This window comes from Streptomyces microflavus, assembly GCF_014650075.1.
GTDB lineage: Bacteria > Actinomycetota > Actinomycetes > Streptomycetales > Streptomycetaceae > Streptomyces > Streptomyces microflavus.
In genome coordinates, this window is the sequence record NZ_BMUG01000016.1 from 57,892 (window position 1) to 80,998 (window position 23,107).

27 protein-coding genes and 3 pseudogenes are annotated in these 23,107 nt (G+C 71.0%); 6 read left to right on the top strand and 24 right to left on the bottom strand.

Annotated elements, in window-relative coordinates:
* Positions 1–26 precede the first annotated feature (26 nt).
* From IE264_RS34235 to IE264_RS34270, 9 genes and pseudogenes are all read right to left on the bottom strand, one after another.
* Positions 27–305, bottom strand: a complete 279-nt coding sequence (locus IE264_RS34235; RefSeq protein ID WP_190167789.1) for a hypothetical protein — start codon at positions 303–305, stop codon at positions 27–29.
* Positions 302–745, bottom strand: coding sequence for an ASCH domain-containing protein (locus IE264_RS34240; protein ID WP_190167790.1), 444 nt, complete (start codon positions 743–745; stop codon positions 302–304). Before IE264_RS34240 ends, IE264_RS34235 begins: the two co-directional genes overlap by 4 nt.
* A complete protein-coding gene (locus tag IE264_RS34245; protein ID WP_190167791.1) occupies positions 742–1,416 on the bottom strand; it encodes a GGDEF domain-containing protein in 675 nt (224 codons plus the stop codon). The genes IE264_RS34240 and IE264_RS34245 overlap by 4 nt, the downstream gene beginning before the upstream one ends.
* 133 nt (positions 1,417–1,549) lie before the next feature.
* Entirely contained in the window at positions 1,550–1,879 is a 330-nt protein-coding gene (locus IE264_RS34250) for a hypothetical protein (protein ID WP_190167792.1), read from the bottom strand.
* A 25-nt stretch (positions 1,880–1,904) separates the two neighbouring features.
* Positions 1,905–2,753, bottom strand: a complete 849-nt coding sequence (locus IE264_RS34255; RefSeq protein ID WP_190167793.1) for a hypothetical protein — start codon at positions 2,751–2,753, stop codon at positions 1,905–1,907.
* A 15-nt stretch (positions 2,754–2,768) separates the two neighbouring features.
* Entirely contained in the window at positions 2,769–3,014 is a 246-nt protein-coding gene (locus IE264_RS34260) for a hypothetical protein (protein WP_190167794.1), read from the bottom strand.
* 118 nt (positions 3,015–3,132) lie between these two features.
* A complete protein-coding gene (locus tag IE264_RS34265; protein WP_190167795.1) occupies positions 3,133–3,819 on the bottom strand; it encodes a DUF4097 family beta strand repeat-containing protein in 687 nt (228 codons plus the stop codon).
* Between the two features lie 175 nt (positions 3,820–3,994).
* Entirely contained in the window at positions 3,995–4,237 is a 243-nt protein-coding gene (locus IE264_RS38270; RefSeq protein WP_229887912.1) for a hypothetical protein, read from the bottom strand.
* A pseudogene (locus tag IE264_RS34270) lies at positions 4,234–4,608 on the bottom strand (AAA family ATPase); the annotation flags it as partial. The gene IE264_RS38270 and the pseudogene IE264_RS34270, both read right to left, overlap by 4 nt.
* 471 nt (positions 4,609–5,079) lie before the next feature.
* Here IE264_RS34270 and IE264_RS34275 point away from each other — a divergent pair.
* Together IE264_RS34275 and IE264_RS34280 are read left to right on the top strand one after the other, a co-directional pair.
* Positions 5,080–5,652: a DUF2243 domain-containing protein gene (locus tag IE264_RS34275; RefSeq protein WP_229887913.1), complete on the top strand. Its 573-nt coding sequence runs from the start codon at positions 5,080–5,082 to the stop codon at positions 5,650–5,652.
* Positions 5,649–6,488, top strand: a complete 840-nt coding sequence (locus IE264_RS34280) for a cytochrome c oxidase assembly protein (RefSeq protein WP_190167797.1) — start codon at positions 5,649–5,651, stop codon at positions 6,486–6,488. The genes IE264_RS34275 and IE264_RS34280 overlap by 4 nt, the downstream gene beginning before the upstream one ends.
* A gap of 37 nt (positions 6,489–6,525) precedes the next feature.
* On the opposite strand, the gene IE264_RS34285 is transcribed toward IE264_RS34280, so the two are convergent.
* Positions 6,526–6,924, bottom strand: a complete 399-nt coding sequence (locus tag IE264_RS34285) for a DUF302 domain-containing protein (protein ID WP_190167798.1) — start codon at positions 6,922–6,924, stop codon at positions 6,526–6,528.
* A gap of 162 nt (positions 6,925–7,086) precedes the next feature.
* On the opposite strand from IE264_RS34285, the gene IE264_RS34290 reads away from it, so the two are divergent.
* Genes IE264_RS34290 through IE264_RS34300 form a run of 3 tightly spaced genes read left to right on the top strand, consistent with a single transcriptional unit; the run spans position 7,087 to position 9,597 of the window.
* Positions 7,087–8,451 (top strand): rhodanese-like domain-containing protein, encoded by a 1,365-nt coding sequence (locus tag IE264_RS34290; RefSeq protein WP_190167799.1) that lies wholly within the window; start codon positions 7,087–7,089, stop codon positions 8,449–8,451.
* Positions 8,452–8,491: 40 nt separating this feature from the next.
* Positions 8,492–8,857 carry a rhodanese-like domain-containing protein gene (locus IE264_RS34295; protein ID WP_190167800.1) on the top strand — a complete coding sequence of 122 codons (366 nt, stop codon included), beginning with the start codon at positions 8,492–8,494 and terminating at the stop codon, positions 8,855–8,857.
* The gene (locus tag IE264_RS34300; RefSeq protein WP_190167801.1) at positions 8,854–9,597 is read left to right on the top strand and encodes a sulfite exporter TauE/SafE family protein; all 744 of its coding nucleotides are present in this window, start codon (positions 8,854–8,856) and stop codon (positions 9,595–9,597) included. Before IE264_RS34295 ends, IE264_RS34300 begins: the two co-directional genes overlap by 4 nt.
* A gap of 24 nt (positions 9,598–9,621) precedes the next feature.
* Here the strand turns inward: IE264_RS34300 and IE264_RS34305 are convergent, their stop codons facing one another.
* On the bottom strand, positions 9,622–9,900 hold the full coding sequence (locus tag IE264_RS34305; protein ID WP_190167802.1) for a metal-sensitive transcriptional regulator: 279 nt from the start codon (positions 9,898–9,900) through the stop codon (positions 9,622–9,624).
* Positions 9,901–9,990: 90 nt separating this feature from the next.
* On the opposite strand from IE264_RS34305, the gene IE264_RS34310 reads away from it, so the two are divergent.
* The gene (locus IE264_RS34310; protein ID WP_190167803.1) at positions 9,991–10,557 is read left to right on the top strand and encodes a rhodanese-like domain-containing protein; all 567 of its coding nucleotides are present in this window, start codon (positions 9,991–9,993) and stop codon (positions 10,555–10,557) included.
* Between the two features lie 80 nt (positions 10,558–10,637).
* Here IE264_RS34310 and IE264_RS38785 read toward each other — a convergent pair.
* The 13 genes and pseudogenes from IE264_RS38785 to IE264_RS38615 all read right to left on the bottom strand — a co-directional run.
* Positions 10,638–10,796, bottom strand: a pseudogene (locus IE264_RS38785) (AAA family ATPase); the annotation flags it as partial.
* 147 nt (positions 10,797–10,943) lie between these two features.
* Positions 10,944–11,420, bottom strand: a complete 477-nt coding sequence (locus tag IE264_RS34315) for a hypothetical protein (RefSeq protein ID WP_190167804.1) — start codon at positions 11,418–11,420, stop codon at positions 10,944–10,946.
* Positions 11,421–11,449: 29 nt separating this feature from the next.
* Positions 11,450–11,917, bottom strand: coding sequence for an RRQRL motif-containing zinc-binding protein (locus IE264_RS34320; RefSeq protein ID WP_229887915.1), 468 nt, complete (start codon positions 11,915–11,917; stop codon positions 11,450–11,452).
* A 226-nt stretch (positions 11,918–12,143) separates the two neighbouring features.
* Positions 12,144–12,530, bottom strand: coding sequence for a hypothetical protein (locus tag IE264_RS34325; RefSeq protein WP_190167805.1), 387 nt, complete (start codon positions 12,528–12,530; stop codon positions 12,144–12,146).
* Positions 12,531–12,633: 103 nt separating this feature from the next.
* Positions 12,634–13,236, bottom strand: coding sequence for a hypothetical protein (locus IE264_RS34330; protein ID WP_190167806.1), 603 nt, complete (start codon positions 13,234–13,236; stop codon positions 12,634–12,636).
* Positions 13,237–13,506: 270 nt separating this feature from the next.
* Positions 13,507–15,840 (bottom strand): hypothetical protein, encoded by a 2,334-nt coding sequence (locus IE264_RS34335; RefSeq protein ID WP_190167807.1) that lies wholly within the window; start codon positions 15,838–15,840, stop codon positions 13,507–13,509.
* 108 nt (positions 15,841–15,948) lie between these two features.
* Positions 15,949–16,329, bottom strand: a complete 381-nt coding sequence (locus IE264_RS34340) for a hypothetical protein (RefSeq protein ID WP_190167808.1) — start codon at positions 16,327–16,329, stop codon at positions 15,949–15,951.
* A gap of 21 nt (positions 16,330–16,350) precedes the next feature.
* Positions 16,351–17,094, bottom strand: coding sequence for a hypothetical protein (locus IE264_RS34345; protein ID WP_229887917.1), 744 nt, complete (start codon positions 17,092–17,094; stop codon positions 16,351–16,353).
* 1,275 nt (positions 17,095–18,369) lie between these two features.
* A complete protein-coding gene (locus IE264_RS34350) occupies positions 18,370–19,017 on the bottom strand; it encodes a hypothetical protein (protein WP_229887919.1) in 648 nt (215 codons plus the stop codon).
* Positions 19,018–19,022: 5 nt separating this feature from the next.
* Positions 19,023–19,538, bottom strand: coding sequence for a DUF6197 family protein (locus tag IE264_RS34355; RefSeq protein ID WP_190167809.1), 516 nt, complete (start codon positions 19,536–19,538; stop codon positions 19,023–19,025).
* Positions 19,539–19,897: 359 nt separating this feature from the next.
* Positions 19,898–22,141 (bottom strand): DUF2637 domain-containing protein, encoded by a 2,244-nt coding sequence (locus IE264_RS34360; protein WP_190167810.1) that lies wholly within the window; start codon positions 22,139–22,141, stop codon positions 19,898–19,900.
* Positions 22,142–22,281: 140 nt separating this feature from the next.
* Positions 22,282–22,659 (bottom strand): hypothetical protein, encoded by a 378-nt coding sequence (locus tag IE264_RS34365; protein ID WP_190167811.1) that lies wholly within the window; start codon positions 22,657–22,659, stop codon positions 22,282–22,284.
* A gap of 267 nt (positions 22,660–22,926) precedes the next feature.
* Positions 22,927–23,100, bottom strand: a pseudogene (locus IE264_RS38615) (DUF5999 family protein); the annotation flags it as partial.
* Positions 23,101–23,107: the final 7 nt, after the last annotated feature.

Sequence of the window (23,107 nt, forward strand, 5' to 3'; positions counted from 1 at the left end):
GACGGGGTGTGGTGTGGGCGGTGCGGTCAGGCGTGGTCGTCGCCGCGGCGGCGTCCGGCCTGGACGTCGGAGGCGAACCGGCCGAGGCGGGCCTCGGTGGGAAGGGCTGCGATCCACGTTTCGGCGCAGCTCTTGTGAACGGGCTCGCCTGCGTGGGAGCGCATGGGTGTGGGGTGGTCGCACAGGGTGCAGGGGCGGTCCTGCCAGCGGTCGAAGTGGCGGGCGTCGCGCCAGTCGAGGAGGCCGCCGGGGGCCGGGATCAGTCCCGGCTCGACCGACGGTTTCTTGCCTCGGGTGCGGGTCACGGCCGGAAGTCGGGCAGCTGCTGGAGGACCTGGTCCACGAGGTCCTGTGCCGGTTTCCAGGCCGGGAGCGCGCCTGTGGCGGGCACGGGCAGCGGCAGCTCGTGGACGTCGGTGAGGACCAGGTGGTGCGCGTCGCGCTCCGCCCAGGGGCTGGGGCAGCGGGCGGGCCCTTGGTCCTGGTGGCAGTCGGTGAGCCGGGCGAGGCCGATGACCGCACCGAGGGGGAGGTCGCGGCCACGGATCGCGGTAGCGACCAGCGGGTCGCGCAGCAGAGCAGGTGGCGGCTTTGCCTTCCCGGCGTGGAGAAGGACCCAGCCTCGCCAGCTCCAGGGCGTGGGCCTGTTCTCAGGGGACTTGCCCGCGAGGATGCAGGTCGCCCAGGGCTGGCGGATGGTGATGCCCCGGATCCAGTCGCCGCCTTCGAGTTCGGCGGCGCTCACGCGGCACCGGCCAGGAGGTGTGTCCCACGGCGGCCGGCGCGGCGGCCGTTGACCGTCTCCGCGTAGGCGTCGGCCCGCGTCGCGCAGTACGGGAACGGAACCTCGCCCTTCTTGACCCTGTACATGGCGGTGTCCGCGCCACGCAGGATCTGGCTCATGTCCTCGCCGGGGAGGTCCGCTGCGCGGGCGATGCCGATCGAGACGTCCAGGCGCAGGGTGAGCCCGTCGTGCTGGATGGGCTGTCGTAGCTGCTCGCGCAGCACGGTGATCTCCGCGAGGGCGGCCGAAGATGGGATGACGGCGCAGACGGCGAATTCGTCGCCGCCCAACCGGGCCGCGAGCGCCTTACGGCCCGACCTCCACCGGGCGAGGCGTCGGCCCAGGGTCTGGATGACGGTGTCGCCCGCGGTGTGGCCGTAGGTGTCGTTGACGGCCTTGAAGTCGACCCCGTCCAGCATCAGGACGTGCACGGCGTTTCGGCGGCGGGTGCGCAGGAGCCGCTCTCCGTAGGCGACGAACTCCGGTCGGCACGGCAGTTCGGTGAGCGGGTCCTTGCGGCCGTCGGCGATCTGCTTGTACAGGCTGACGGCGTGGAGGGCCCAGCCGGTCAGGGGCACGGCTGCAGCGGTGATCAGGAGGGCGTTCGGGCCGATGATGCCCGGTAAGCGCATGGCGGAGTTCATACTGAGGTGTCCCTCTCTCGTCTCTTCCACGGGTGGGGGTAGCTCGGGACCGCCGTTGCGTCGGCGGTCCCGAGCGTTTGTGGTGCTGGTGAGCGTGGCGCGCGACAGCCCTTTCGGGCCGTCAGCGGCCTGTGCGGGTACGGGTCTCGTTGCGGATGGCCCGCCCGTCGGGGTGTTCCAGGACAACGGCGGTCAGCGTGTGCCACCAGATGTCCGCGTACCTCTGCCGCTCCTCCAGCTCCCGGAGCTTTTCGGTGAGCAGGTCGAAGCGGGCGGTGAGGGTGTCGCACAGGCACTGCGCCTCGGGGTCCTGGATCCTGGCCATGCAGCCGGGGGAGAGGCACAGGGCCCCGTCCGGGTCGGTGAACCAGGAGCACCCGGCCGGAACCGTGTCGGGCGTGGTGGGCAGGGGGTTGTCCCGCGTGCCGGCGGCGAGGGTCGGGCGGTTCATCGGGTCCTTTCCGGTGCGGCGGCGGTCAGGCGCGGTAGACGGGCGGCCGGACTCCGGCCCGCAGTTCACGGATGACCGAGCACGGGCCCTTGGTGGCGCAGTACGCGTCGTCGGTGTCGGGGAAGGTGTTGCCCGTGGTGCCGAGCATGTCGCGGGCAATCTCGTTCACGACGCGCAGCATCTCGCCGTTGTTGGGGCGGCAGGCACTGTTGGTGCCGCCGACACCGTCGCGGTGGGCGCTGAGGATGTGCTGGCGGGCCTGGCGGGCGGCCCAGCGGCGGCTGGTGGGACCGGTGTTCTCGTGGAGGTGCCCGCTGTCGTGGAACGTGTCCAGGTGGCAGGCGGTGCAGTGGTAGGTGACCAGCTGCTGCGGTTCGCTGCTGGGAGACCACTTGCCTTCGAACTCGTAGACGATGACTTCGGCGCCGGGGGTCTCGGTGTGCGCGAAGGCGGTGATCAGGCCGACGCCGTCGGCGATGCCGCCCCGCGCCGCCACGTTCCAGAACGTGCGAGGGATGAAGTCGTCCCAGCCCTTGCCCTGGGGCCACTTCGCGTACACGACGCCCTGGGACGCGTCGAAGGTCGCCGTGCCATCGGCGTTCTCACGCCGGTAGGTCTCGATCTGGGCGATCGACCCGAAGTACGTCGCGGAGAACTCCTCGGACTCCAGGAAGACCAGCCCATACCCCTCGGGGCGGGTGTCGTGGCCGTTGTCCTTCAGCATCTGGACCATGTCGTCGTAGCCGGGGGTGATTCCAGGGGTGATGGTGCCGACGAGGGGCAGCCGGTAGGCGTCGCAGCTCGTGACGTGGGCCGGGTTGGTGTCGCTGACGTGGTGCGGGGTGCCGAAGGTGTTCGTGATCGTGATGCTCATGCCTGCCTTTCTCCGTCAGTCGGTGGCGGGGTCCTGGGCGGCGGGCCGGTAGCGCTTGGTCTGCCGCAGGATCTGGTTGCGCTTGATGCCGAGCTCGTCGGCGATGTCCTGCTGGGCGCCGTGGTACCGGTTCTGCAGGAGGTCGATCTGCTGCCAGAACTCGGCCTCCAGGCGCTCGCGTTCGGTGGCTCGGTGCTGGGCTGCTTCGGCGACGAGGTCGCGCAGTTCGGTGCGGTCCTGGTCGTTGGGGCGGGGGCTCATGGTGGCTCCAGGGGGAGGTGAGGGACGATGTGTCTGCCCCCTGCTCCACATGGAGCGGGTCGGGAGGCCCGGGGCGGCCGGTTGAGTTTGGCGACCTGGCGGCCGCCCCGGGGCGGCGTCAGTGGCGGTAGTGGGCGCCGGAGCCGGTGATGATGCGTTCGTCCAGATCGTCGGTGCCGCGCGTGGTGACCTCTCCGGTACGGGTGCGGATGTCCATCCCGCCGGCGGCGGCCGGGGTGGCACTGACTCGGACCTTGCCGGTCGCGGTGTGGGCCCGGAACTCGCTGCCGCTGTACGCGCCGATGGTGACGTTCCCGGAGTTCGTGGCGATATCGACCTGGTGGTCGACCCGCTGCGCCTCGATGTCTCCGGTGGAGGTGACGGCCCGGAGCGTGTGCACTCCTTCGGCTCGGACACCGCCGGAGTGGGAAAAAAGGCTCAGGGTCTGCAGGTCCCCGTAAACGGTCAGGTCGGCGCTGTTGGACGTCAGGACGATCGAGGACCCGTCGTCGGGCAGCCGCACGTCGACCGTGACGTTGTCCGCACTGTGGCCCTGGGGCGTCTCGGTGCCGTGGGGTTCGGGGACCTCGACACGGATGCCCTCCATGCCCTGGGTGGGGCGCTCGTCGTGGGTGGCGTGCTCGATGGCTGTGGCGTAGGGGCCGTTGTCATCGGGCGTGCTGACCGTGATGACCGCGTTGGTGATGGTCGGGTCGGTGGTAACGGTGACGGTGCCGACGGGGCTGACGATCTCAGCACGGACGGCACCGGCACCGGTGCTGATGAAGGTGCGCGAAGTGGTCAAGGCTGATCCTTGGTCGGAGGGTGTGGGGGCCTCACGACCCCCACACCCATAATGCATCTCCGGAGGATGCTTTTCAAGCATTCGGCATCCTTAGAAGATGCATTTTTGGTTCAGGTGGACGCTGCCCGAGGCGCGCTCGACTCCCGCCTTGCGCCAGAGGAGTTCCCGTCGCACCTCACCGACTGCCCGCCACGTGCCGGTCGGCGAGGGCCAGGATCTCCTCGGCGAGTTCGCGTGCGGGCAGGACCGTGCGGAGGATCGAGGCGAGCCCGTCGCGCTGGACCGCGTCGAGCTGGTCCCACACGGCGTGAGCGTCCGCGTGAGCGCCAACAGCCGCGGGGAGCGCGCCCTCGGTGGCAGGAGCGACCTGGGTGCCGCACCGGCCGCACGGGCTGGCAGGGCTGGGCGTGGCCGTCATCCGCCGGTCACCCGGCCCTGCGTGCCGCCGTCGGCATGGTCTGTGTGGTCCTGGCTGTCGGCGAACAGGACGCGGTCGAAGCCTTCGCCGGAAAGGCCGGAGAGGGCTGCGGACACGTCGGCGTGCTGCCGCAGGACGACAGCGTCGGGGACTTTTCGGTTGCCGGGCCGGCGGGCGTTGCGTTCCAGGCAGAGCGGGAGCGGGGTGGGCAGCACCAGAGCGACCGTGGGCATGCTGTGGTCGCGGGCGAGGTCCAGCAGTGCGCGCCGGTGTGCGGCGTGCGTGCTGGTCGCGTCGATCACGCTGGTGAGTCCGCGTGCGAGGCGGGCTTTCAGCACGGTCCGGAGTGCGAGCACGGCGTCGGCGCTGGCCTCCTGGCAACCGGCGTCGTCTTCCCTGTTGGATCAGCGTGTTGAAGCGGATCGAGCAACGGTGGGGTCGCGCCTGAGTGGCGTACGTGCTGGGTGCCGCGGGACCGGATTGTGGAGGCGGGGCGCTTGCCGGTACTGCGGGGCTTGGAGGATCTGGCCGAGTGGGAGGAGTGTGCCGCGCCTGGGTGGGGCGTAGGGCCCCGAGTCTCTGTACGGCACGTCGAAGATTGCGGCCATTACAGAGGGCGGACAGCATTCAGGGCATCGCCGCGGCAGCACATGCCGCCGCGGCGGTGATGCAGGCGATCGGAACCTATCGCCTTCATGGCCAGTGCGCTCCGGCGGGAGGTGTCCCGTGCCGCCGTTCGACCTACCCAGCGTGCGCGGGTGGAGGACAAGTGATGTGGTGAAGAGCTGTCAACCGGGTACCCGCCCGGGTACCCAGTCGCCGGCCCATCAGAAGGTAGCGGGATGTCGAGCAGTGTGAGTGCGGAGCGTCAGGGCGCGATGGCGGGTGAGCGGCCTCGGAGTCTGCAGCTGCCGGGGATCATCCTCGGTGTGGGTCTGGGTGGCTTCGTGGACGGGATTCTGCTGCATCAGCTGTTGCAGTGGCATCACATGCTGACCAGCACCAATCACGACCGGATCGGGGTGAAGTACTACCCGGCGAACACTGTCTCCGGGCTGGAGATGAACACGGTGTGGGACGGGATCTTCCACGCGATCTGCTGGGTGGCGGTCCTCGCCGGTCTGGCGATCTTGTACGCGCGGGTGACGCACCACCGGCGCCGGGTGTGGACGTCTGCGGCCCTGTGGGGCTGGATCCTGGTCGGCTGGGGCCTGTTCAACCTCGTCGAGGGCGTCCTCGACCACCACATCCTGGGGATCCACCACGTCTACGCCGGCGACCAGCAGATCTGGTGGGACCTGGGCTTCCTGCTGCTGGGCGCCCTGCTGGTCGCGGGGGGCTGGCTGATCCAGCGCCGGGCCAAGCCCTTCAACCCCGAGGGTGACGGGCCGGTGCGGGAGGCGCGGCGGGCATGACCGGGCATCCGGCACATCATCATCAGGAGGCCGGCGGCGTGCCGCTGGAGGTTCTGCTACCGGGGGTGTTCGTCGTGCTCCTGGCCGCGGGCTATGTGCTGCTGGCGGGCCGCGCGCGGCGGCGCAATGCGCAGGCCGGGTGGAGCCGGTGGCGCACCGGATGGTTCCTGGCCGGGTCCGCGCTGCTGGTGGCCGGCCTGCTGCCCCCGGTCGCGCCGTGGGCGCACGGCGACTTCCGCGGCCACATGCTCCAGCACCTGCTGATCGGCATGTACGCGCCGCTGGGCCTGGTGCTGGGTGCGCCCGTCACGCTGCTGCTGCGCAACCTTCCCACCGAACAGGGGCGGCATCTGACCGGCCTGGTGCAGAGCAAGCCGGTGCACGCGCTGGCTAACCCGGTCACCGCGCTGATGCTCAGCGTCGGCACCCTGGGGCTGCTGTACTTCACGCCGCTGTACAACACCATGTCGGGGAACACGGGGCTGCACTGGCTGCTGCACGTCCACTTCCTGCTCGCGGGGTGCCTGTTCGCCTACGTCATCGCCGGCCCCGACCCGGCCCCCGCCCGGCCCAGCGTTCCGGTGCGGCTGGGGGTGCTGGGCGTGGCGATCGCCGCGCACGCGGTGATCTCCCAGCTCATGTACGGCGGCTTCGGCATCAACATCCACGCCCCCGTTGACCAGGTCCAGGGCGGCGCGCAGATCATGTACTACGGCGGCGACATCGCCGAGCTGCTCCTGGCCGGCGCCCTGGTGGCGACCTGGCGCCCGCAGCCCGGCTCCCGCCGGGCCTCGCGTACGACGCGCCAGCCGGAGGCGCGGCCCGCGGTGCTGTAGGCCGCTGGCCCTGAGCGGCGGCTCCACTCGCCTTGTGCTATTCGTTGCCGTCGGTGAGTGCGGACAGGGCGGCGTCCAGTCGGCGGGTGGCTTCCTGGGCGACGGGCTTGAGGGCGTCCTGGCCGGTCAGGGTGACCATGGTGGTGGGGTCGAGGGCCTGGACGGCGATGCGGTCGCCGTCGGTGCGGACGACTACGTTGCAGGGCAGCAGCAGGCCGATGGAGCGGTCCGCCTCGATTGCCTGGTGGGCCAGGGGCGGGTTGCAGGCGCCAAGGATCAGGTAGTCCTCCATCTCGTGGCCCAGCTTCTCCTTCAATGTGGCCTGCACGTCGATCTCGGTGAGGATCCCGAAGCCCTGTTCGGCCAGTGCTTCGCGTACGGCGGTCACGGTCTGTGCGAAGTCGCCGTCCACGTGCACGGTGCGGCTGTAGGTCATGGCCGTTGTTCTCCTTCTTGTCGTCCGGTGCGCTGATGCGCCTGGTGCCCGGCGGGTACCCGATCGGGACAGCCTCCGACCTGAAATATACCCCCGGGGGTACTGGTGTTACGGTGGATACAGATACCCCCCCGGGTAATTTCCATCCGTTAGGAGTACCGCGTGTTCTTCGTTGACACCATCGAGCTGGAAGGTCTCGGCAACCGCAGCTACCTGGCCGGCGGCGAGAGCGCCGCGGTGGCGGTGGACCCGCCGCGCGACATCGACCAGGTCCTGGCGGCAGCCGCCAGGCGCGGAGTGCGGATCTCCCACGTGGTGGAGACCCACATCCACAACGACTACGTCACCGGCGGACTCGAACTCGCCCGGATCACCGGAGCCCACTACCTCGTGCCGGCCGGCGCGAACGTCACCTTCGCCCGCGTCCCCGTCGCCGACGGCGACCGTGTGGACATCGACCCCGGCAGCGGGGTGAGCCTGACCGCGATCGCGACGCCGGGCCACACCCCGCACCACACCTCCTACGCGCTGCGCGAGGCGGGGCGGGCGGTGGTCGTCTTCACCGGCGGGTCGCTGCTGATCGGCACCGTGGGACGCCCGGACCTGGTCGAGCCGCGGCTGACCGAACAGCTGGCCCGCGCCCAGCACGCCTCCGCCCACCGGCTGGCCGCCGATCTGCCCGACGAGACGGCGGTGCTGCCCACGCACGGCTTCGGCAGCTTCTGCTCCTCGGCCCAGTCCGAGGGCGAGGAGACCACCATCGGCAAGGAGAAGAGCGCGAACACCGCGCTCACCGTCGATGTGGACACCTTCGTCGCGGACCTGCTGGCCGGGCTGGAGGTCGTGCCCGCCTACTACACGCACATGGGACCTGCGAACGCCGAGGGCCCCGCTCCGCTCGATCTGACTCCGCCCGCCCTCGCGGACGCCGAGGAGATCGCTGCCCGCCTCGCGGCCGGCGAGTGGGTCGTCGATCTGCGCAACCGTGTCGCGTTCGCCGAGGGACACGTGGCCGGGTCGTTCAACTTCGAGGCCGACGGGAAGCTCGCCACCTACCTCGCCTGGATGATCCCGTGGGGCAAGCCCGTCACCCTGCTCGCGGAGACGGCCGAGCAGCTCGCCGACGCCCAGCGCGAACTGATCCGGGTGGGCATCGACCGCCCAGCCGCCGCCGCCACCGGCACCCCCGACAATTGGCTGCCCGCCGGACAGGCCCCGGCCTCCTTCCCCCGCTCCACCTTCGCCGGGCTCGCCGCACAGGGCACCGCTGACCTGGTGGTGCTGGACGTGCGCCGGAACTCCGAGCGGGCCAAGGGGTGGATCACCGGCTCGGTGCACATCCCCATCCACGAGCTCCACGGCCGCCTGGCGGAGGTGCCGCCGGGGACGGTGTGGGTGCACTGCGCCGGCGGCATGCGCGCCGCGATCGCCGCGTCCCTGCTGGACGCCTCCGGCCGCGACGTCGTCGCCGTCGACGACGGCTTCGACGCCGCCAGCGACGCCGGCCTGCCCCTGACCACCGGCTGACACCCGCCCACCGCACCAGTAAGGAGAGGGGAGAACACTGATGTTCCTCTTCCACCGCAGCCGGCCCCGCGTCAGCGTGCACCAGGCCCGCAGCCGCACCAGCGGCGACATGCCGGACGCGATCCTGCTCGACGTCCGCGAGAGGCCCGAGTGGAACGCGGGCCACGCCCCCGGCGCCGTCCACGTACCCCTGTCGAAGCTAGTGACCGGCGCCGGCCTGCCGGCCGAAGCCACGGGCCGGCCGCTGGTGGTGATCTGCCGCAGCGGGCACCGCTCCCAGCAGGCCGCGAAACTCCTCAACCAGCACGGAGCGCAGGCGGTCGACGTCAAGGGCGGTATGAACGCGTGGGCCGCCGCCGGACACCCGGTGCTCGACGAACGCGGGAACCAAGGCCAGATAGCGTGACCGCACTCGTACTCGCCCTCATCGCCGGGGCCGTCGTCGGCCTCGCCCTCGGAGCCCTGGGCGGTGGCGGCAGCGTCCTGGCCGTGCCCGCCCTGATCTACCTGCTCGGCTTCTCCCCGTCCGCGGCCACCACCGCCAGCCTGATCATCGTGGCCGCCACCTCCGCCACCGCCCTGTACGCCCACGCACGCGACGGCCACGTCGCCTGGAAAGCCGGATCGCTCTTCGCGGCCGCGGGCATCATCCCCGCCTACCTCGCCGGCGCGGCCGCCGGACGGGTGCCGGAAGCGGTGCTGACCGTCGCGTTCTCGGTGATCGCGGCGCTGGCGGCTGTGCGGATGTTCCGTCCGTCTGCATCGAGGCCGCCGGAGCGGATACGGCCCGGCAAGGCGGCCGGGGCAGGCGCCGGGCTCGGCGCGGTGACCGGCTTCCTCGGCGTCGGCGGAGGGTTCCTCGCAGTCCCGGCCCTGGTGAGCGTCCTCGGCCTGACCATGCGGCGGGCGGTCGGCACCAGCCTGCTCGTCATCACCGTCAACTCACTCGCCGCCCTGACCGCCCGCACCGGAACCGGCGGCGGCCTGGACTGGGCGCTGATCGGGCCGTTCACCGGGGCGGCGATCCTCGGCGCCTGGGACGGCAAACGCCTCAGCAGCAAGGTCTCCGGCAACAGCCTGCAAAAGGTCTTCGCCGGGGTGCTGCTGGCGGTGGCCGTGTTCATGCTGATCGACGTGATCGCATGAACAACACGGCCACCGCGGTCCGGCTCAGGCCAGGGACAGGAACAGCTTCTCCAGCCTCGCCCGCATCTGATCCCGGTCACCGGCCGCCTGTCCGCCCTCGGCCATGCAGTGCTGCAACCCGGTCGCGATGATCGCGAACCCGGCCCGGTCCAGCGCACGGGAGACCGCCGCGAGCTGTGTGATCACGTCCTCGCAGTCCCGGCCCTCCTCGATCATCTTGATGATCCCCGCGATCTGGCCCTGAGCCCGCCGCAGCCGGTTCAGAACCGACTTCAGCTCGTCGGCCGCCATCTCAAGCTCCACCGTCCACCTCCACAAATCAAATACCCCTAGGGGTATCATACCGGGTCCGGAAACCCGCCCCCGGAACAGCACGGAAGGACCACCCCGCACATGACCACCCCCACCACCCTCATCCCCGCCCAGGCCGCCCCCCGCCTCGACGACTACACCGTCATTGACGTGCGCACCCCCGGTGAATACGCCTCCGGGCACCTTCCCGGCGCCCACAACATCCCCCTCGACCACCTCCACACCGCCCTGCCCGCCCTCAAGGCAGCAGCCGCACGCGGCACCCTCCTCATGGTCTGCGCCTCCGGCAACCGCTCCACCACCGCCTGCACCACCCTCGCCGCAGCCGACATCCCCGCCACCACCCTCACCGGCGGCACCAGCGCCTGGGCAGGCGAAGGCCACCCCCTCCACCGCCCCGACAACGCCTCGGCTGTCTGGCCCATGGAACGCCAGGTCCGCCTCGCCGCCGGCACCCTCGTCGTCGCCGGCCTCGCCCTGGGCACCCGCTACCGGCCCGCCCGCTGGCTCTCCGCAGCCATCGGCAGCGGCCTGATCTTCTCCGCCGCCACCAACACCTGCGGCATGGCCGCCGCCCTCGCCAAACTCCCCCACAACCAGCCCCGCACCACCGACCTCCACACCACCCTGCAAGCACTGCGGGACTGATACGGCCGCTGCGGGAGCACCTGTAGCGCGTGTCCGAAGTTCAACACGCTCAACTTGACAGAGAAGTCGTCGCTGACCATGGCCCGGAACCGGTCGAGCTCCAGGACCTGCGTCTCGGCCCACCTTCGGGCCAGGGTCGACTTGCCCGAGCCGGCCGGGCCGATCAGGCAGATAAGGGCCGGGGCGGGAATCGTCGCGTCGGCGGACAGTGCGCCGTAGAGGCGGAAGGGGTTTGGCATGCTGGTAGGTCTCCTGATCTCGCGTGCGAATGAGGGAGCGGGTGGTCGGCCCTTTGCCGATGCGCGGCCACCCGGCAGCCCTCGCCCCGGCCCGTGTGGCCGGTGCGAGGGCTGCGTCACGGGGAAGGCCGTCAGGGCCCCGGCGGCTCAGGCGGCCGGGATGCTGGCGCAGTCCGGGCCGACGGCGTCGCAGCTGTGCACGGCGCGGCCACTGGTGGGGCGCAGTTCCTGGAGGAGCTCCAGGAGGTCGGCCTCGTCCAGGAGGAGCGAGGGGACGTAGCCGTTCCCGCAGGTGCAGGGCACGATCAGAGTGAGGGCGTCCTGGTGGTCGGCGTCGGCGGTGATGGTGTGGTGCAGCCACAGACCGTCGCCGAGGTAGGCCGCCGCGCTGGGCTGTACCCCGTTCTCGCGCAGGGCGGGGAATCCGATCCAGGCGTCGTGGTCCACCACCTGGCTCAGGGTCTCCGGGTAGGCGGTGTGGATGTGGTCGGCGGCCGCGGTCTCCGCCACCTTGCGCTCCTCGTCCTGGACGAGACCGTTGGTGCGCTGCGCGGTGGTGGCGGCGATGTCGAACAGCAGCGCCAGCGGGGAGCCGGTGGCGGGCGGGGTGAGGGTCTCGGTCATCGTGTGATCGCCCCTTCTCAGGCGGGTGTTCAGGCGGCCAGCCGGTGCGTGACCGGCGTGACGGTGGTGGTGACGTAGGTGCCGGGGGTGGGCTCGTATCCGCGGGCGCACGGGTCGCAGGAGCCCACGGTGCGTAAGGGGAGGCAGTAGTAGTACCGGCGTGAGCACCGGGAGCAGGTGCTCCTGGCGGCCATCGCGCGGTCCAGCGCGAGCTCCTGAGCCAGCGTCGGGACGCGCTTGGGGCGGGCCAGGTCGACCCGGAGCAGGAACCCGCGGGTGGGGTGGCGGCACGACCACTGCGGGCGGGTGGCGCACAGTCGGCACCGCAGGATCGCGACGGGGCCAGTGTTGTCGCCGGGGCTCAGCCCCATCTCCCGCAGAGCACGCCGTGTAGCGAGGCCTTCGGGGAGGGCGCCACGATCGAACTCGGGCAGGGTCGCGTCGCTGCGCGGCACCCGCGTCGCCTTGCGAGGGCGCTTGCGGCGGGTGCGTGGCATCACCGGCTCCAGGTACGGGGGAGGCTGCGCTGGGGCAGCGGGTGGCGGGGGCCGGGGCGTTGCGGGCGGGGGCGGCCGATGCGGCGGCGCGGGCGGGGCGTGAGCACGATGGACCTCCAGGGAACGTGACGGTGGGCAAAAGCCGTGGGATGGCTGGGCTTTGAGCTGGGCTGGGTTGTGGGTGCTCCGGGGCGGCCGGGCCTGTGCCGGCGGCCGCCCCGGGCGTTCAGTGGCCCGCCGCGGGGGCGGTGATGGTGGCGCGGGCGGCGTCGGCGAGGAGCACGGTCAGCTCGTGGCCGGTGTCGACGGCGGCCGCCAGGCGCTCGATGAGTTCGGCGTCCAGGCCCCGGCGGCGGGCGCCGATCAGCAGGCCCTCCAGGTAGTGGACGTCGGCCAGGACGTCGCGCCGGACCTCCAGGACGCCGGGCTGCACGTGCAGCCCGGCGTTGTTCCAGGCGGCGGCCCCATCGGCGTGGTCGGCGGCCTCACGGTTGGCGGCGACGGTCTGCTCGGCGAGCACCTGGTGCAGCTGCTCGGGGTCGGTGTGTGCGTAGGACCAGCCGGGAGAGGTGAGGGCGGCCAGGGCCTGCTTGAAGGTGCGTCGGACGGACACGGGACCTCCGGGAAGCGGACAGAGGAGCGCCCCGTCGACGGACGTCGACGGGGCGCGGTGAAGCGGTGAGGTGCGTCTGCGGGTCGTAGGGCGAGGGAGCCGGTCAGTGCGGCTGGGGCAGGACGCGGAAGCGGACGGTGCCGGTGCGCTCGTCGGGCCGGGCGGACAGGAGGTCGCTCTGCTCGATCGCGAGCGCTTCCAGCTCGGTCTGGATCCACTCGTTGGTGCGCTGGAGCTCCAGGCGGCCGGAGTCGAAGTCGCTGAGGTCGAGGTCGACGTACTGGTGCAGGTCCCGGCGTGGGCGGGACGTGGAGAGGACCCAGGAGTGCAGGAGGCGGCGGGCGGATTCCTCGTCCGGGCGGGCCGGGAGCTCGCGGGGCAGCGCCCGGCAGGTGCCTGCATGGGAGTTGGCGGTCTCCGCAGCCTTTACCAGCGAGTAGCGGATGTGCAAGTCGTGGCACTTGGTGCGGGTGCTCAGGAAGTGACAGCCCAGGCAGGCAACCAGGTAGTAGGCCGTGCCGTAGGGGTCCTGACTGGTGCGGGCGACGAGGACGACGGCGTGGGCCTGGTTGTAGTACCGCTCGACGACGGGGAGACCCTCGGGCGTCCACGTCTCGCCGATCTCCGGCCACGCCCTCGGCACGGGGTCTTCCTCCGGTACTGCGGGTGCGGCGGGCCTGCGGGTGAACAGGTCGATGAGTGCCACGGGCTGGGCTCCTTCGTGTTCGGGCGGGCGAGGGTGCGCGGGCAGTGCTGCGCCCCGTCGGCAGAGGGACCGTCGACGGGACGGCGAAGGGGTGAGGCGTGCGGCCGGGCGGCCAGTCCGGTCCTCGCCGGTCCCGAAGGCGGGGTGGGCGAGGGCCAGGCAGTGCGTCAGGTCAGCGGCGGTGGGTTGTGCTGCGGGGGTGTGGGGTGGGGCAGTGCGGACGGGAACGGCGCGCCCCCGGGTGGGGGGCGCGCCGTGGTGGGGCAGCGGTCAGGCGGGCTCTTCGCTGGTCTCGTCCGGCCGGGGGCCCAGGGCCACCTTCGAGGTTTTTCCTTCCTTGATCCGGTGGATCTGGCCCTTCTTCTCCAGCTTGTTCAGGACGTTCGCGAAGGTCGACTCCGCGACTCCGCTGGCGGTCTGCAGCTGGCCCCGCTCCACGTAGTCGATGTCCTCGTGGTCGATCTCGTCGCCCTGGTCGATCATGTCGATGTACATGGGGTCGGACTCGTCGCGGAGGGCGGCCAGGACCTTCTCCTCCGAGGTGAGCTCCTTGGCTTTCGGGAGGTCGACACCGGGGAACGACATCCCGGCTTCGCCGGTGCCGCCTTCGGCGTCCTTCTCCTCGAAGCCGGGGATGGGCGTCATGGCCAGCTCCTCCATGCGGCCCTGGTCGCCCCACCAGGGCACGTCGACCGGGGCCATGATGTTTTCCGGCCTGATGTGCTCGGTGGCGTCTTCCAGGGTGTCGATGCGCATCATGCCCGCGCGGCCGCCCGGGGCTGCGACGTAGCCGAGGCCGAAGGTGCGGCGGGGGTCGGACTCCGCGATGGTCGGGTCGTAGACCAGCGCGTCGTCCTCCTCCACCCAGACGGGCGGGATGAGGGAGGGGTCCAGGCCGTCGAAGCCGGGGGGAAGGTCCCCGAGGTTCACCTGGTCGCTGTCGGTGCGCAGGATGATCCAGGTCCCGCCGGCGATGAGGTTGGCGCGGATGGCCTGTTCGCCGCCCAGCTGGTCCAGGTTGACGGTCTGGTTGATCAGGACCCAGGGCATGCCCATGGAGCGGGTCAGGGAGGCACCGTCCTTGACGATCTTGATGGCCTCCTTGCGGTTCTCCGCTCCCGGGGCGAGCATCTGGGCGGCCTCATCCAGGATCGTGGCGCAGTAGGGCCGCATCGCGGACGGCTCGAAGTTCTTCAGGTCGAGGCGGGCGGCTTCTTCGATCCGGTGCTGGAGGACCCACCAGGACAGCCGCATGGCGCCCAGGGCGCCGTACTTGGTCAGGCCGCTGTAGGCGGCCATCTTCGGGATCGCGGGGTTGGACGCGCCCTTGGGGTCGCCGTAGATCTGGGCCATCTTGTTGGCGTGGTAGGCCAGGCTGATCATCTGGCCCGTGCCGCCTTTGCCGGAGCCGGTGGTACCGGCGATCACGACGTGCAGGGCGCCCAGCTTCGGGTCGAACAGCTGGAGCTTCGCGGGGAAGCCGCTCACGATCTTCCCGATGTTGACCCAGCCGCCCGGAGTGGCCCTCAGAGAATCCAGGCCTTGGAATTCGTGGCCCGCCTCAAGCGGGTTGTGGTCCATGATCCGGATGATCGCGCGCCTGGGGTCGCGGCGTCCCGGCTCGTAGGAGACGAGGTCGATGGAGCGGCGCAGCGCTCCGGCCAGCTCCCCGAGGTTGACGACGCGGGGGAGTGCGTCCAGGTCGTCGTCGGCCACGACGCGCGCCACCTGGCCGCCGGTGTTCACGTCCTCACGGACCTCCTCCAGGTGGGTCTTCGGGAGAATCCGCGCCCGGACGCGCTTCCAGGCGCCCTGGAGGGTGGAGGGGTCCAGCTCCGGGCGCTGGATGTACCAGACGGTGATGAACGCCTCCCCGGAGTGCGCCCCGTACTTCATGTCGATCTGCTCGGGCGGGCGGCGGAAGAGGCTGGAGACGGACTCCTTCGTCACGTTCACGGAGTCGCCCAGGGCGGCGGTGACCCGTCCCTCCCAGCGGTCCGCGTAGATCACGACGTCGGAGAGGACCTGGTTGCGGTGGCGGCCGTTCTTCGGGTCGCTGATCACACGCCCCCAGGCCGCGATCATCTTGTCGGCCAGGGACACCGGGCCCGGGGTGCCGGTGTTGGCGGGGGCGGCCTGCCCGGTCGGCTGCGCCTGCTCCACCTCGATCTTCTGCCTGCCGAAGACGCGGCGCAGGCGCCACCCGGTGAAGACGACCGCGGCCCACCAGCCCAGCGACAGAATCCCCGGCACGGTGGTCGGCTCGAAGAAGCCGGCCATCAGCGCTTCGGACGCCTCGGCTCCGCCCAGCTGGCCCAGGGCCAGGCCCATGCCGGTGGTGATCGTGGAGATCCCCATGGTGTCGCGGTGCGCCCGCGCGATATCGATCCCGGGGAGCTGGTCCGCCCAGCGGCCCAGGCGGTTCATGTAGTTGGCACCGGCGAACGTCGCGCCCGCCAGGAACCCGGCTCCGGCGTAGGCCGCTGCGTTCGGGTCCAGGTAGGGGGCCAGGATGCCCACCCCGACGGGGAGGGCGATCTGGAGCGCCGCGGTGGCTCGCTCCGCAGGCTCCGCGTTCGGCACGGTCTTGGTGATGGTGGACATCGGGGGCTGCTCCTGTCTGGGGTACTCGGGGTCCGCAAAGGCGCGGCCGGCCCGGAGGGAGGGAATCCCCGGGCCGGCCGCGCCGATGGTGGGTGGTGCTGGGTGCTGCTATTCCTGCTCGAACCAGTCGCGCGAGACCTTCTCCAGGTCCGTCACGTCGGAGCGGTCGAAGGCCTCCTGGAAACCGGCGTGGGTGGTACGGGCCTGGTCGCCTGCCGCCTTCGCGGCCTTCGCGGTGTCGGCCGTCTTCGACGCGTAGGTGATCGCGCCGTCCGACACTCCCCGGATGACCTTCGACAGCTCCTGGCACTCCGCCAGGGAGTCGCGGTCCACGCTCTTGGCGCCCAGCGCGTCCGCGTCGGAGGCGGTGTCGTCGGCCAGTTCCTTGATGCTCTCCGCGGCCTTCTTCACGCCCTCCGCGTTGCGCGCCAGGGCCCTCTCCTTGTCCTGGGTTTTACGCACGAGGACCTTGTACGTCAGTTCCGCCATGATCTTCCGTCCCTCCTGGTGCTACGCGGCGGCCGCGTAGGAGCCCTTGTCGTTGTAGAAGCGCAGCTCGGCCAGCTTCGTCTCGTCGCTGTCGACGACGGCCTTGTACAGCGGCGCGTACCTGGTCCCGATGTTGGTCAGGACGACCTTGCACATCTCCGCCGCCCGCTGCGCCCGCTTGTGGAGTTCACCGGCCTCCGTCGCCTGGGCCTTCGCCGCGTCGGCCAGCCGCGTCAGCTTCGCGGCCAGCTTCTCCCCGCCTTCGACGGCCCTCGCCTGGTCGGCCAGCTCCTGGCAGTCCTTCGCCTCGTCCTCCGCCGCAGCCTCAAGCTGCTTGCACGCGTCGGCCACCTTGATCAGGTGGTTCTCCTTGGCTTCCAGCTTGCGTTCGTACTGCTTGAAGTTGCGGAGCTCCTTGCGGCTGACCGTCCCACGGGCACCGTCCGTGCCCAGGTTCAGCGTGTTCGCGTCGATCTCCTTGACCAGGAGGGGCTTCACGTCCGTGCTCACTCCGTCGTCTCCTCTCTCCGGCGGGGCGATGACGATCGTCTGGCCGCTGGGCCCGGTCACCGTCGTCCCCTGCTGCTTGGGGTCGCCCTGCTTCGGGTCACTCTGCTTGGGTTCGTCCTGCTTCGGGTCCTGCTTCTTCGCCTTGTGGTCGGAGTGCGCCTTGTCCAGCCGGGCGTGCTCCTTGCCGTTCTCCACCTTCTTGTCCTGGTAGCCGTCCTTCGTGCCCTGCGCGTACGCCTTCACGTGGTCGACCACGTCACGGACCGCGGAGCCATCGCCGTGACCCGTCTCCCGCGAACGCTGGAGCGGAGTCCGGTTGTCGGTACCGTTCGAGCTGTGACCGGCCGCGCCGTTCCTGCCGGACCCGCCGCTCTTGCCGGAGGAGCCGCTCGAACCGGATCCGCCTCCGCTTCCGGAGGAGCCGCTGTCCTTCCCGGAACCTCCGCTGCTCCCGGAGGAGCCGCCCGAGCCCCGGCCGCCGCCCTTCGTCAGGTCGGCCTTCGCACCCTTTCCCTGGTCGGGCTTTTCCTTCGACGTCCCGGAATTACTGCCGGACGAGCCACCCGATGTCGATCCGCCTCTGTTTCCGGAAGCACCGGCCTTTCCGTCCGTGCCAGCCTTTCCACCGGATCCCGCATTCCCCGAGGAGCCGTCCTTCCCTTTGCCTGCTGAATCCTTCGGCGCTTTGGGGCCGGTGTCCTTCGGCGAGCCTCCGCCACCGTTTCCGCTGGTGCTGCGCCCGTTGCCAGATCCGCCGCTCCCATTCGAGCCGGAAGAGCCGCGCCCCCCGCTTCCGGTGGCGCCTCCAGTTCCGCCGCGTCCGGTACCCGTGGAGCCGTTCCCGTTGGAATTACGGCCCGAATTTCTTCCGCTGTTTCCGCTGGCATTATTCCCCCCTCCACCGGCCCCTCCGGAGCCGTTTCGGGTGGGAAGTCCGGGTGACTTCATGACCGTGGTGGTCCGGGCCTCTTTCACCTGGTGCGCCCCGGCTCTGGCTTTCTCCAGGTCCAGCCGCTTGTTCGCTGTCCCGCCGCCTTTTGCCCAGCGGGTCGCGCCCGCCCGGATCAGTGTTTTGAGCACACCTTCCTTGTGCCGGGCACCGGCCGCGTCGGATCCGGCCCCAGCCAGATCCTCCGGGGCCTTGAACTGCCCGCTGGTGACGCCCGGGGAGGAGCGGTCCACCACTCCGTCGAGGTCCGCCTTCGCGGCCGGGTCGTCATCCTCGGGCCTGGCCCCGGCGGTCGCGGTGACCGGCCGGGCGGGCTCCACCGCGGCCATCAGGGCGGCCATGATGCCGGTGTCTCCGGTAGGCGTCGGCGCGGTGCTGGCGCCCGGCGCAGCGTGCGGATCGGGGGGTCCCGCGGGGACCGGGGGCGCCGTATCGGTCGCCATGATTTCCTCACTCTCCGTGGTCGCGATGGTTCCTTACTCCTTACCTCCCGGCGGAGAGCAGCCGCTCAGCGGTCCATGAAGGTCCGATTGCGGCGCTCTCCGCCGAGGAGGGAAGGAGTAATTAGTCACCTTGCGTGACTACGCTTCGGCCCTCTTGCCCTTGCGTGCGAACACCGCGAGAGCCAGGCCGCCGCCGGCGATGAGCCCCAGCAGGGCGGAGGAGTTGACCCCACCGCCCCCGCCGCCCCCGGTGCCGCCGGCGTCGCGGGCGACGCTGGCGGCCGCCATGCCGGACCCGTCGACGACAGGCGCGTACTGCCGCTTGCAGTCCGCCACCACCGCAGTCTTCGAGACTGTCCCGTACTCCTTGCTGACCTGGTCGAAGGTCTCCTTCACGCACTGGTCCAGGGCCGCCTGGATCTTGGCGGCGGAAGCGGTCGCGGCCTTCATGTCGGCTGCCGCCCTGTCGTTCCGGATCTTCATTTCTTCCAGTTCCAGCTGCTTCACCTGGAGCTGAAGAGCAGCAGCCTCCTTCTCTTCCTTTGCGACGGCAGCGGAATAGGTCTGGAACCACACGGTTCCGCCACCGACGATTGCCACTCCGGCTACCGCGACAGCGACCTTTCCCCGACGGGTCAGACCAGCCTTCTTGTGGTATTCGACCGGGGAGCCGTAAGGCCCTTCGTCGGCATACGGAGAGGGATCCGGATCACTGTTTCCGAAGTTCATTCCTACCGCCATTCCGGCCTCAATGACTTCGAATGCTCTCTCTTCGTCCGGTGTCATTCTCTTTAGTCTCCGTTCTTACGTGCCATGTCAGAGGCCGCCGAAATGGTGGCCTCCACACCCCGGAAGGTGTTGCTGGAAAGGTCGTTCCACTCCCAGAACCGCATGTTCACGCCCTGGCGGGCAAGCTGGGACTGGAGGTAATTGACGGCCTTGCCCCGGTCGATCGTGGTGACGTGCCCGGTGGATTCCAGAAAGGTCTGGGCACCCCTGATGCACATACGTCCGGTGGGGGAGAAATCGAAGGACTGGCACCAGCCGTAGCGGGTGAGGACTTCGATCACCTGGACCAGGTGGAACGAGGGCTTCAAGGGGCGCGGCTCCTGCCAAAGCCCCAGGTCGGCCATCGCGGACCGGATCCCCTTGGGGATCATGCGCTGGCTCCAGGTCGGGGGATCGGGCGCCCAGATCTCCAGGGCCGGCGGGATCACCGTGGGGGGTGCCAGCGCGGGCGCCGGTGGGGTCGTCGTGCGGGTGAAGCTCCCAGGCTTCGGGGCTGGCCCGGTCGTCGTGGGTGCCATGCTGTGCTCCTTTCTTGCGTGAGCAGAAGACCGAGGCCCCCCGCTGATCACGCTTCAGCAGGGGGCCTTCGTGCGTCTGAACCGCATCCCGGATCTCCAGCCGCTCGGGGCGGCGCCCGAGCTCGGTGAGGGGAGCGGATGCGGTTCAGACGCGGGGCGGATCGTGCCTCGCCCGCTGTGTCCGCGCCCGGGGCGCGGTGCGGGTGAGCGGCCTGCCGGCCGTGGCCGTCACCGGTCCGCGCTCACGCTCGTGAGCGTGAGCGCCGACCGGGGGCGACCATGAGCGGCAGAAGTTCTGCCAGACGGTGAGCGCGCCCGGTGAGCGCCCGGTGAGCGTGGCGCGCTCACCGGGCGCTCATCTATGAGCGCGGGGCGGCCTCTTCGACCTGAGCGCGCAGGCGCTGAGCGGTCGGGCGGGAGACCGGGGTGGCGGGCGTGCCGTTCAGGTCGGCGCCGGTGAGCGCGTCGCGGATGTCGGTCCATTCGGGGCGGCGCCCGAGCTCGGTGTAGAGGAGGCGGATGCGAGCGTGGCGGCGCTCGGTGAGCGCGTCACTCTCCCTGCGTGTACGCGTGCTCTCCGCTCGGCGAGCGTTGTCGTTCTCCGTGGTGCGCTCATCCCTGTGAGCGTCGGAGGCGAGCGCAGGGCGCTCACGCTCACCGGGCGTCTCTTTCTGGGTGAGCGCGCTCGTGCCGGTGCGAGCGCGCTCACCTTCCTCCACTAGTTCGGCGGTGAGCGTGTCCTCAGGAGTGAGCGCGTCCTCGGGACCGTGAGCGTCCTCGGGGGTGCGAGCGTCCTCGGGGGTGAGCGTGTCCTCGGGGGTGAGCGTGTCGGCGAGCGCGGCGGGCGCCTCCCCGAGCTTGAGCGCCATCCGCTTCTCCAGCGGAGCCTTCCAGCGCCACAGCCACCCGAACTCTTCCCTGAGCTGCGCTCGTGTGTAGGTCTCCTCCTGGAGGCGGGTGAGCGCCTGCTGATAGGAGGTGATCTCCCACAGGATCATCCGGCGGCGAAGGCGGGCGGTGGGGATCGGGGCGAGGATCCAGCGGGAGCGGCGCACCGTCTCCATGCGCTTCTTGCCGGTGACCGCGCCGATCCGGGTGCCGTACACGTGCGAGGCGATCTCGGAGAAGATCACCCACAGCAGGGTGAGGGCGGCGTGCCCGATCCGGCCGCCGGGGGTGCTGGACGCCTGCCAGTTCAGGTAGACGGTCACCGCCGTCAGCGCGCGGGGCACCCACCGGATCCAGCGGAGCTCCATGCCCATCCGGATGAGGATGAGGTTGGCGCCGGTGAACGCGGGGATCGCGACGTCGATGCCGACGGGGAGCAGCCACGGCCAGTCCCAGCCCCAGCTGGCGGCCTTGGTCTCCAGCGCGGTGTAGGAGGAGAGCAGCCCGAGGGTGGAGACGACCGCGGCCGCCAGGACGATCCCGACGACCAGCACCAGTTCCTGGCCGGACAGCGGCGGCACCCCGCCGGCGGGCCGGGCCTCGTCGCGGGCCTTGCGCCGCGCAGCGTGCGACTCGGCCCTGATCTCCCGGCGCCGCGCCCGCTGCACAGTGCGCTGCGTCGCCGCCTCCAAGATCCGGTCCGCTTCGGCGCGGGCCTGCGCGGCGGCAGCCTGGTCAGCCGTGGCCTTCGCCGCTGCTTCCCGGGCCGTCGCCGCGTCCGTCTCAGCTTGCCCGCGCAGCCGGGCGGCGTCCTTATCGGCCGCCGCCCGCAGCTCCTCAGCAGAGGTACGGGCGTCGGCCAGGGCACGGTCGGCATCGGCACGAAGCCCGGCGGCCGCCTTCTCGGCTCCGGCCCGCACCCGCGCGGCCTGGCCATCCGCGCTCTCGCGCATCCGGTCGGCCTCGCCCCGCGCCTGCTCCAGCGCCTGTTCAGCGTCGGTGGTTGCCCGGGTCCGGGTCTGAACCGCGGTGCGCTCCGCACCAGCCAGCAACTCGGTACGCCGCGTCTCCACCTCGGCAAGGACCTTCGCAGCGGCCTGCGCAGCCTCGGTCCTGGCCTGCTCCGCCCGGGCGGCAGCCGTGGTGGTGACCTCCTGCGCCTGACGGCGCGCGTCGGCGAGCAGTTGCTCCACCGTCACCTTGGCCTCGGCGAGGACCTTCTCCGCCTCATCGGCCGCCGTGGCCGTGACGGTGTCGGCCTGGCGGCGCGCGTCGGCGAGCAGCTGCCCCGCCTCCGTCTCGGCGGCGACACGGACCTGGTCGGCGTCGGCGGCCGCCGTCGTGGCGGCCTCCGTGCGGACCCGGTCGGCGTCCGTCACGGCGGCGGCCAGGAGGCGGGACTGCTCCGCGTTGGCGGCCTCGGTGATCGAGGCCGCCTCGGTTCGGGCGCCGTCCAGCAGCTCCGTGACACGCACCTGGCCGTCGGCGAGGATCTGCGCGACGTCGTCGGCAGCCTGATCCCGGAGATCGGCGGCACGGTCAGCGGCGTCAGCCAGAACCGGATCGGCCTCCGGGCACACCAGCGGAACGGTGGTCTCGGGGGCAGCGGCCTGGGCAGGGATGGAGCCCGGCGCCGCCAGTGCCTTGGCGCGTCCGCTACGGGGTTTCGTGTTCGCCGGGGGGCGCCTGCGGCGGGTGGCGGGCTTGGTGGCCACGGGGTGTCCTCTCTCTTCCTGGCGCCTCCGTGCAAAAGGGGCACCGTGGAACTACGGCAATGGATAGGGTCGTGAGCAGGCCCTCCGGGTCCCCGGCAGCTTCAATGCCGAGGAACCGGAGGGCCGTTGTGCTGGGGCGGTCAGCGCTGGGCGGGCAGCGTGGCGGCGCCCTGCGCGAGGTGCTGGCGCAGCCAGGCGACGGCGGCCGGGGTCATTGCCCCGGTGTCCGGCTCGCTCAGCGGCGCGGTGTCGATGTCGTGCATCGCGTCCGTCGCCGGAAGCGGGCGCATGTAGTCGGGGTCGATCCCGGCGCGGGCGCGGTTACCGCTCAGCTCCGTCAGGTCGTAGAGGAGCCTGCCGTTGTGGGTATTCGTCCAGGACCGCTCCACCCGGGCGACGAACGTGTGGCCAGGCTGACCGAGCCAGAACCGCTCGACGTCGCGGAACAGGACCATGTCCCCCTTGCGGTAGTGGATCTGCGGTCGTACGGCGGGCTGCGTCTGCGGCTGCTGTGTCATGGGCTCTCCTCGTATCGCGTGCACCGGCACGGGGCCGGCGGATCCGGGCTGTCCGGCTCCCTGTCACCGCCCGTCCCGGCCGCCCTGGTTGTGGGCGGTCGGGACGGGCGGATCGGGCAGCTGTCAGACCGGCCACGACGTACCGGCGGACCGGGCCGACAAGGCCGCGTGGAGCGCGGTCGTGTCGGTCTTGCCGCTGCGGGACGTGCCCCCGGTCAGCGTGTGGCTCTCCGCGAGCCGGAGGGCCAGGGAGCCCAGGGTGTCGGTGGGCCGGTGCGGGTCGATGACCTGGCCGTCGGGGAGCAGCTCGCCGGTGTCCTCGAACAACAGAACGGCGTTACACAAAAGGCTCCAGCCCTGCTCCGGGTAGGCGGCCACGACGTGAGCGGCCTCCCGGTCGGGGCTGTCGGCGCTCGGGCATCGGGGGGTGTGCTTGCACAGCCAGTCC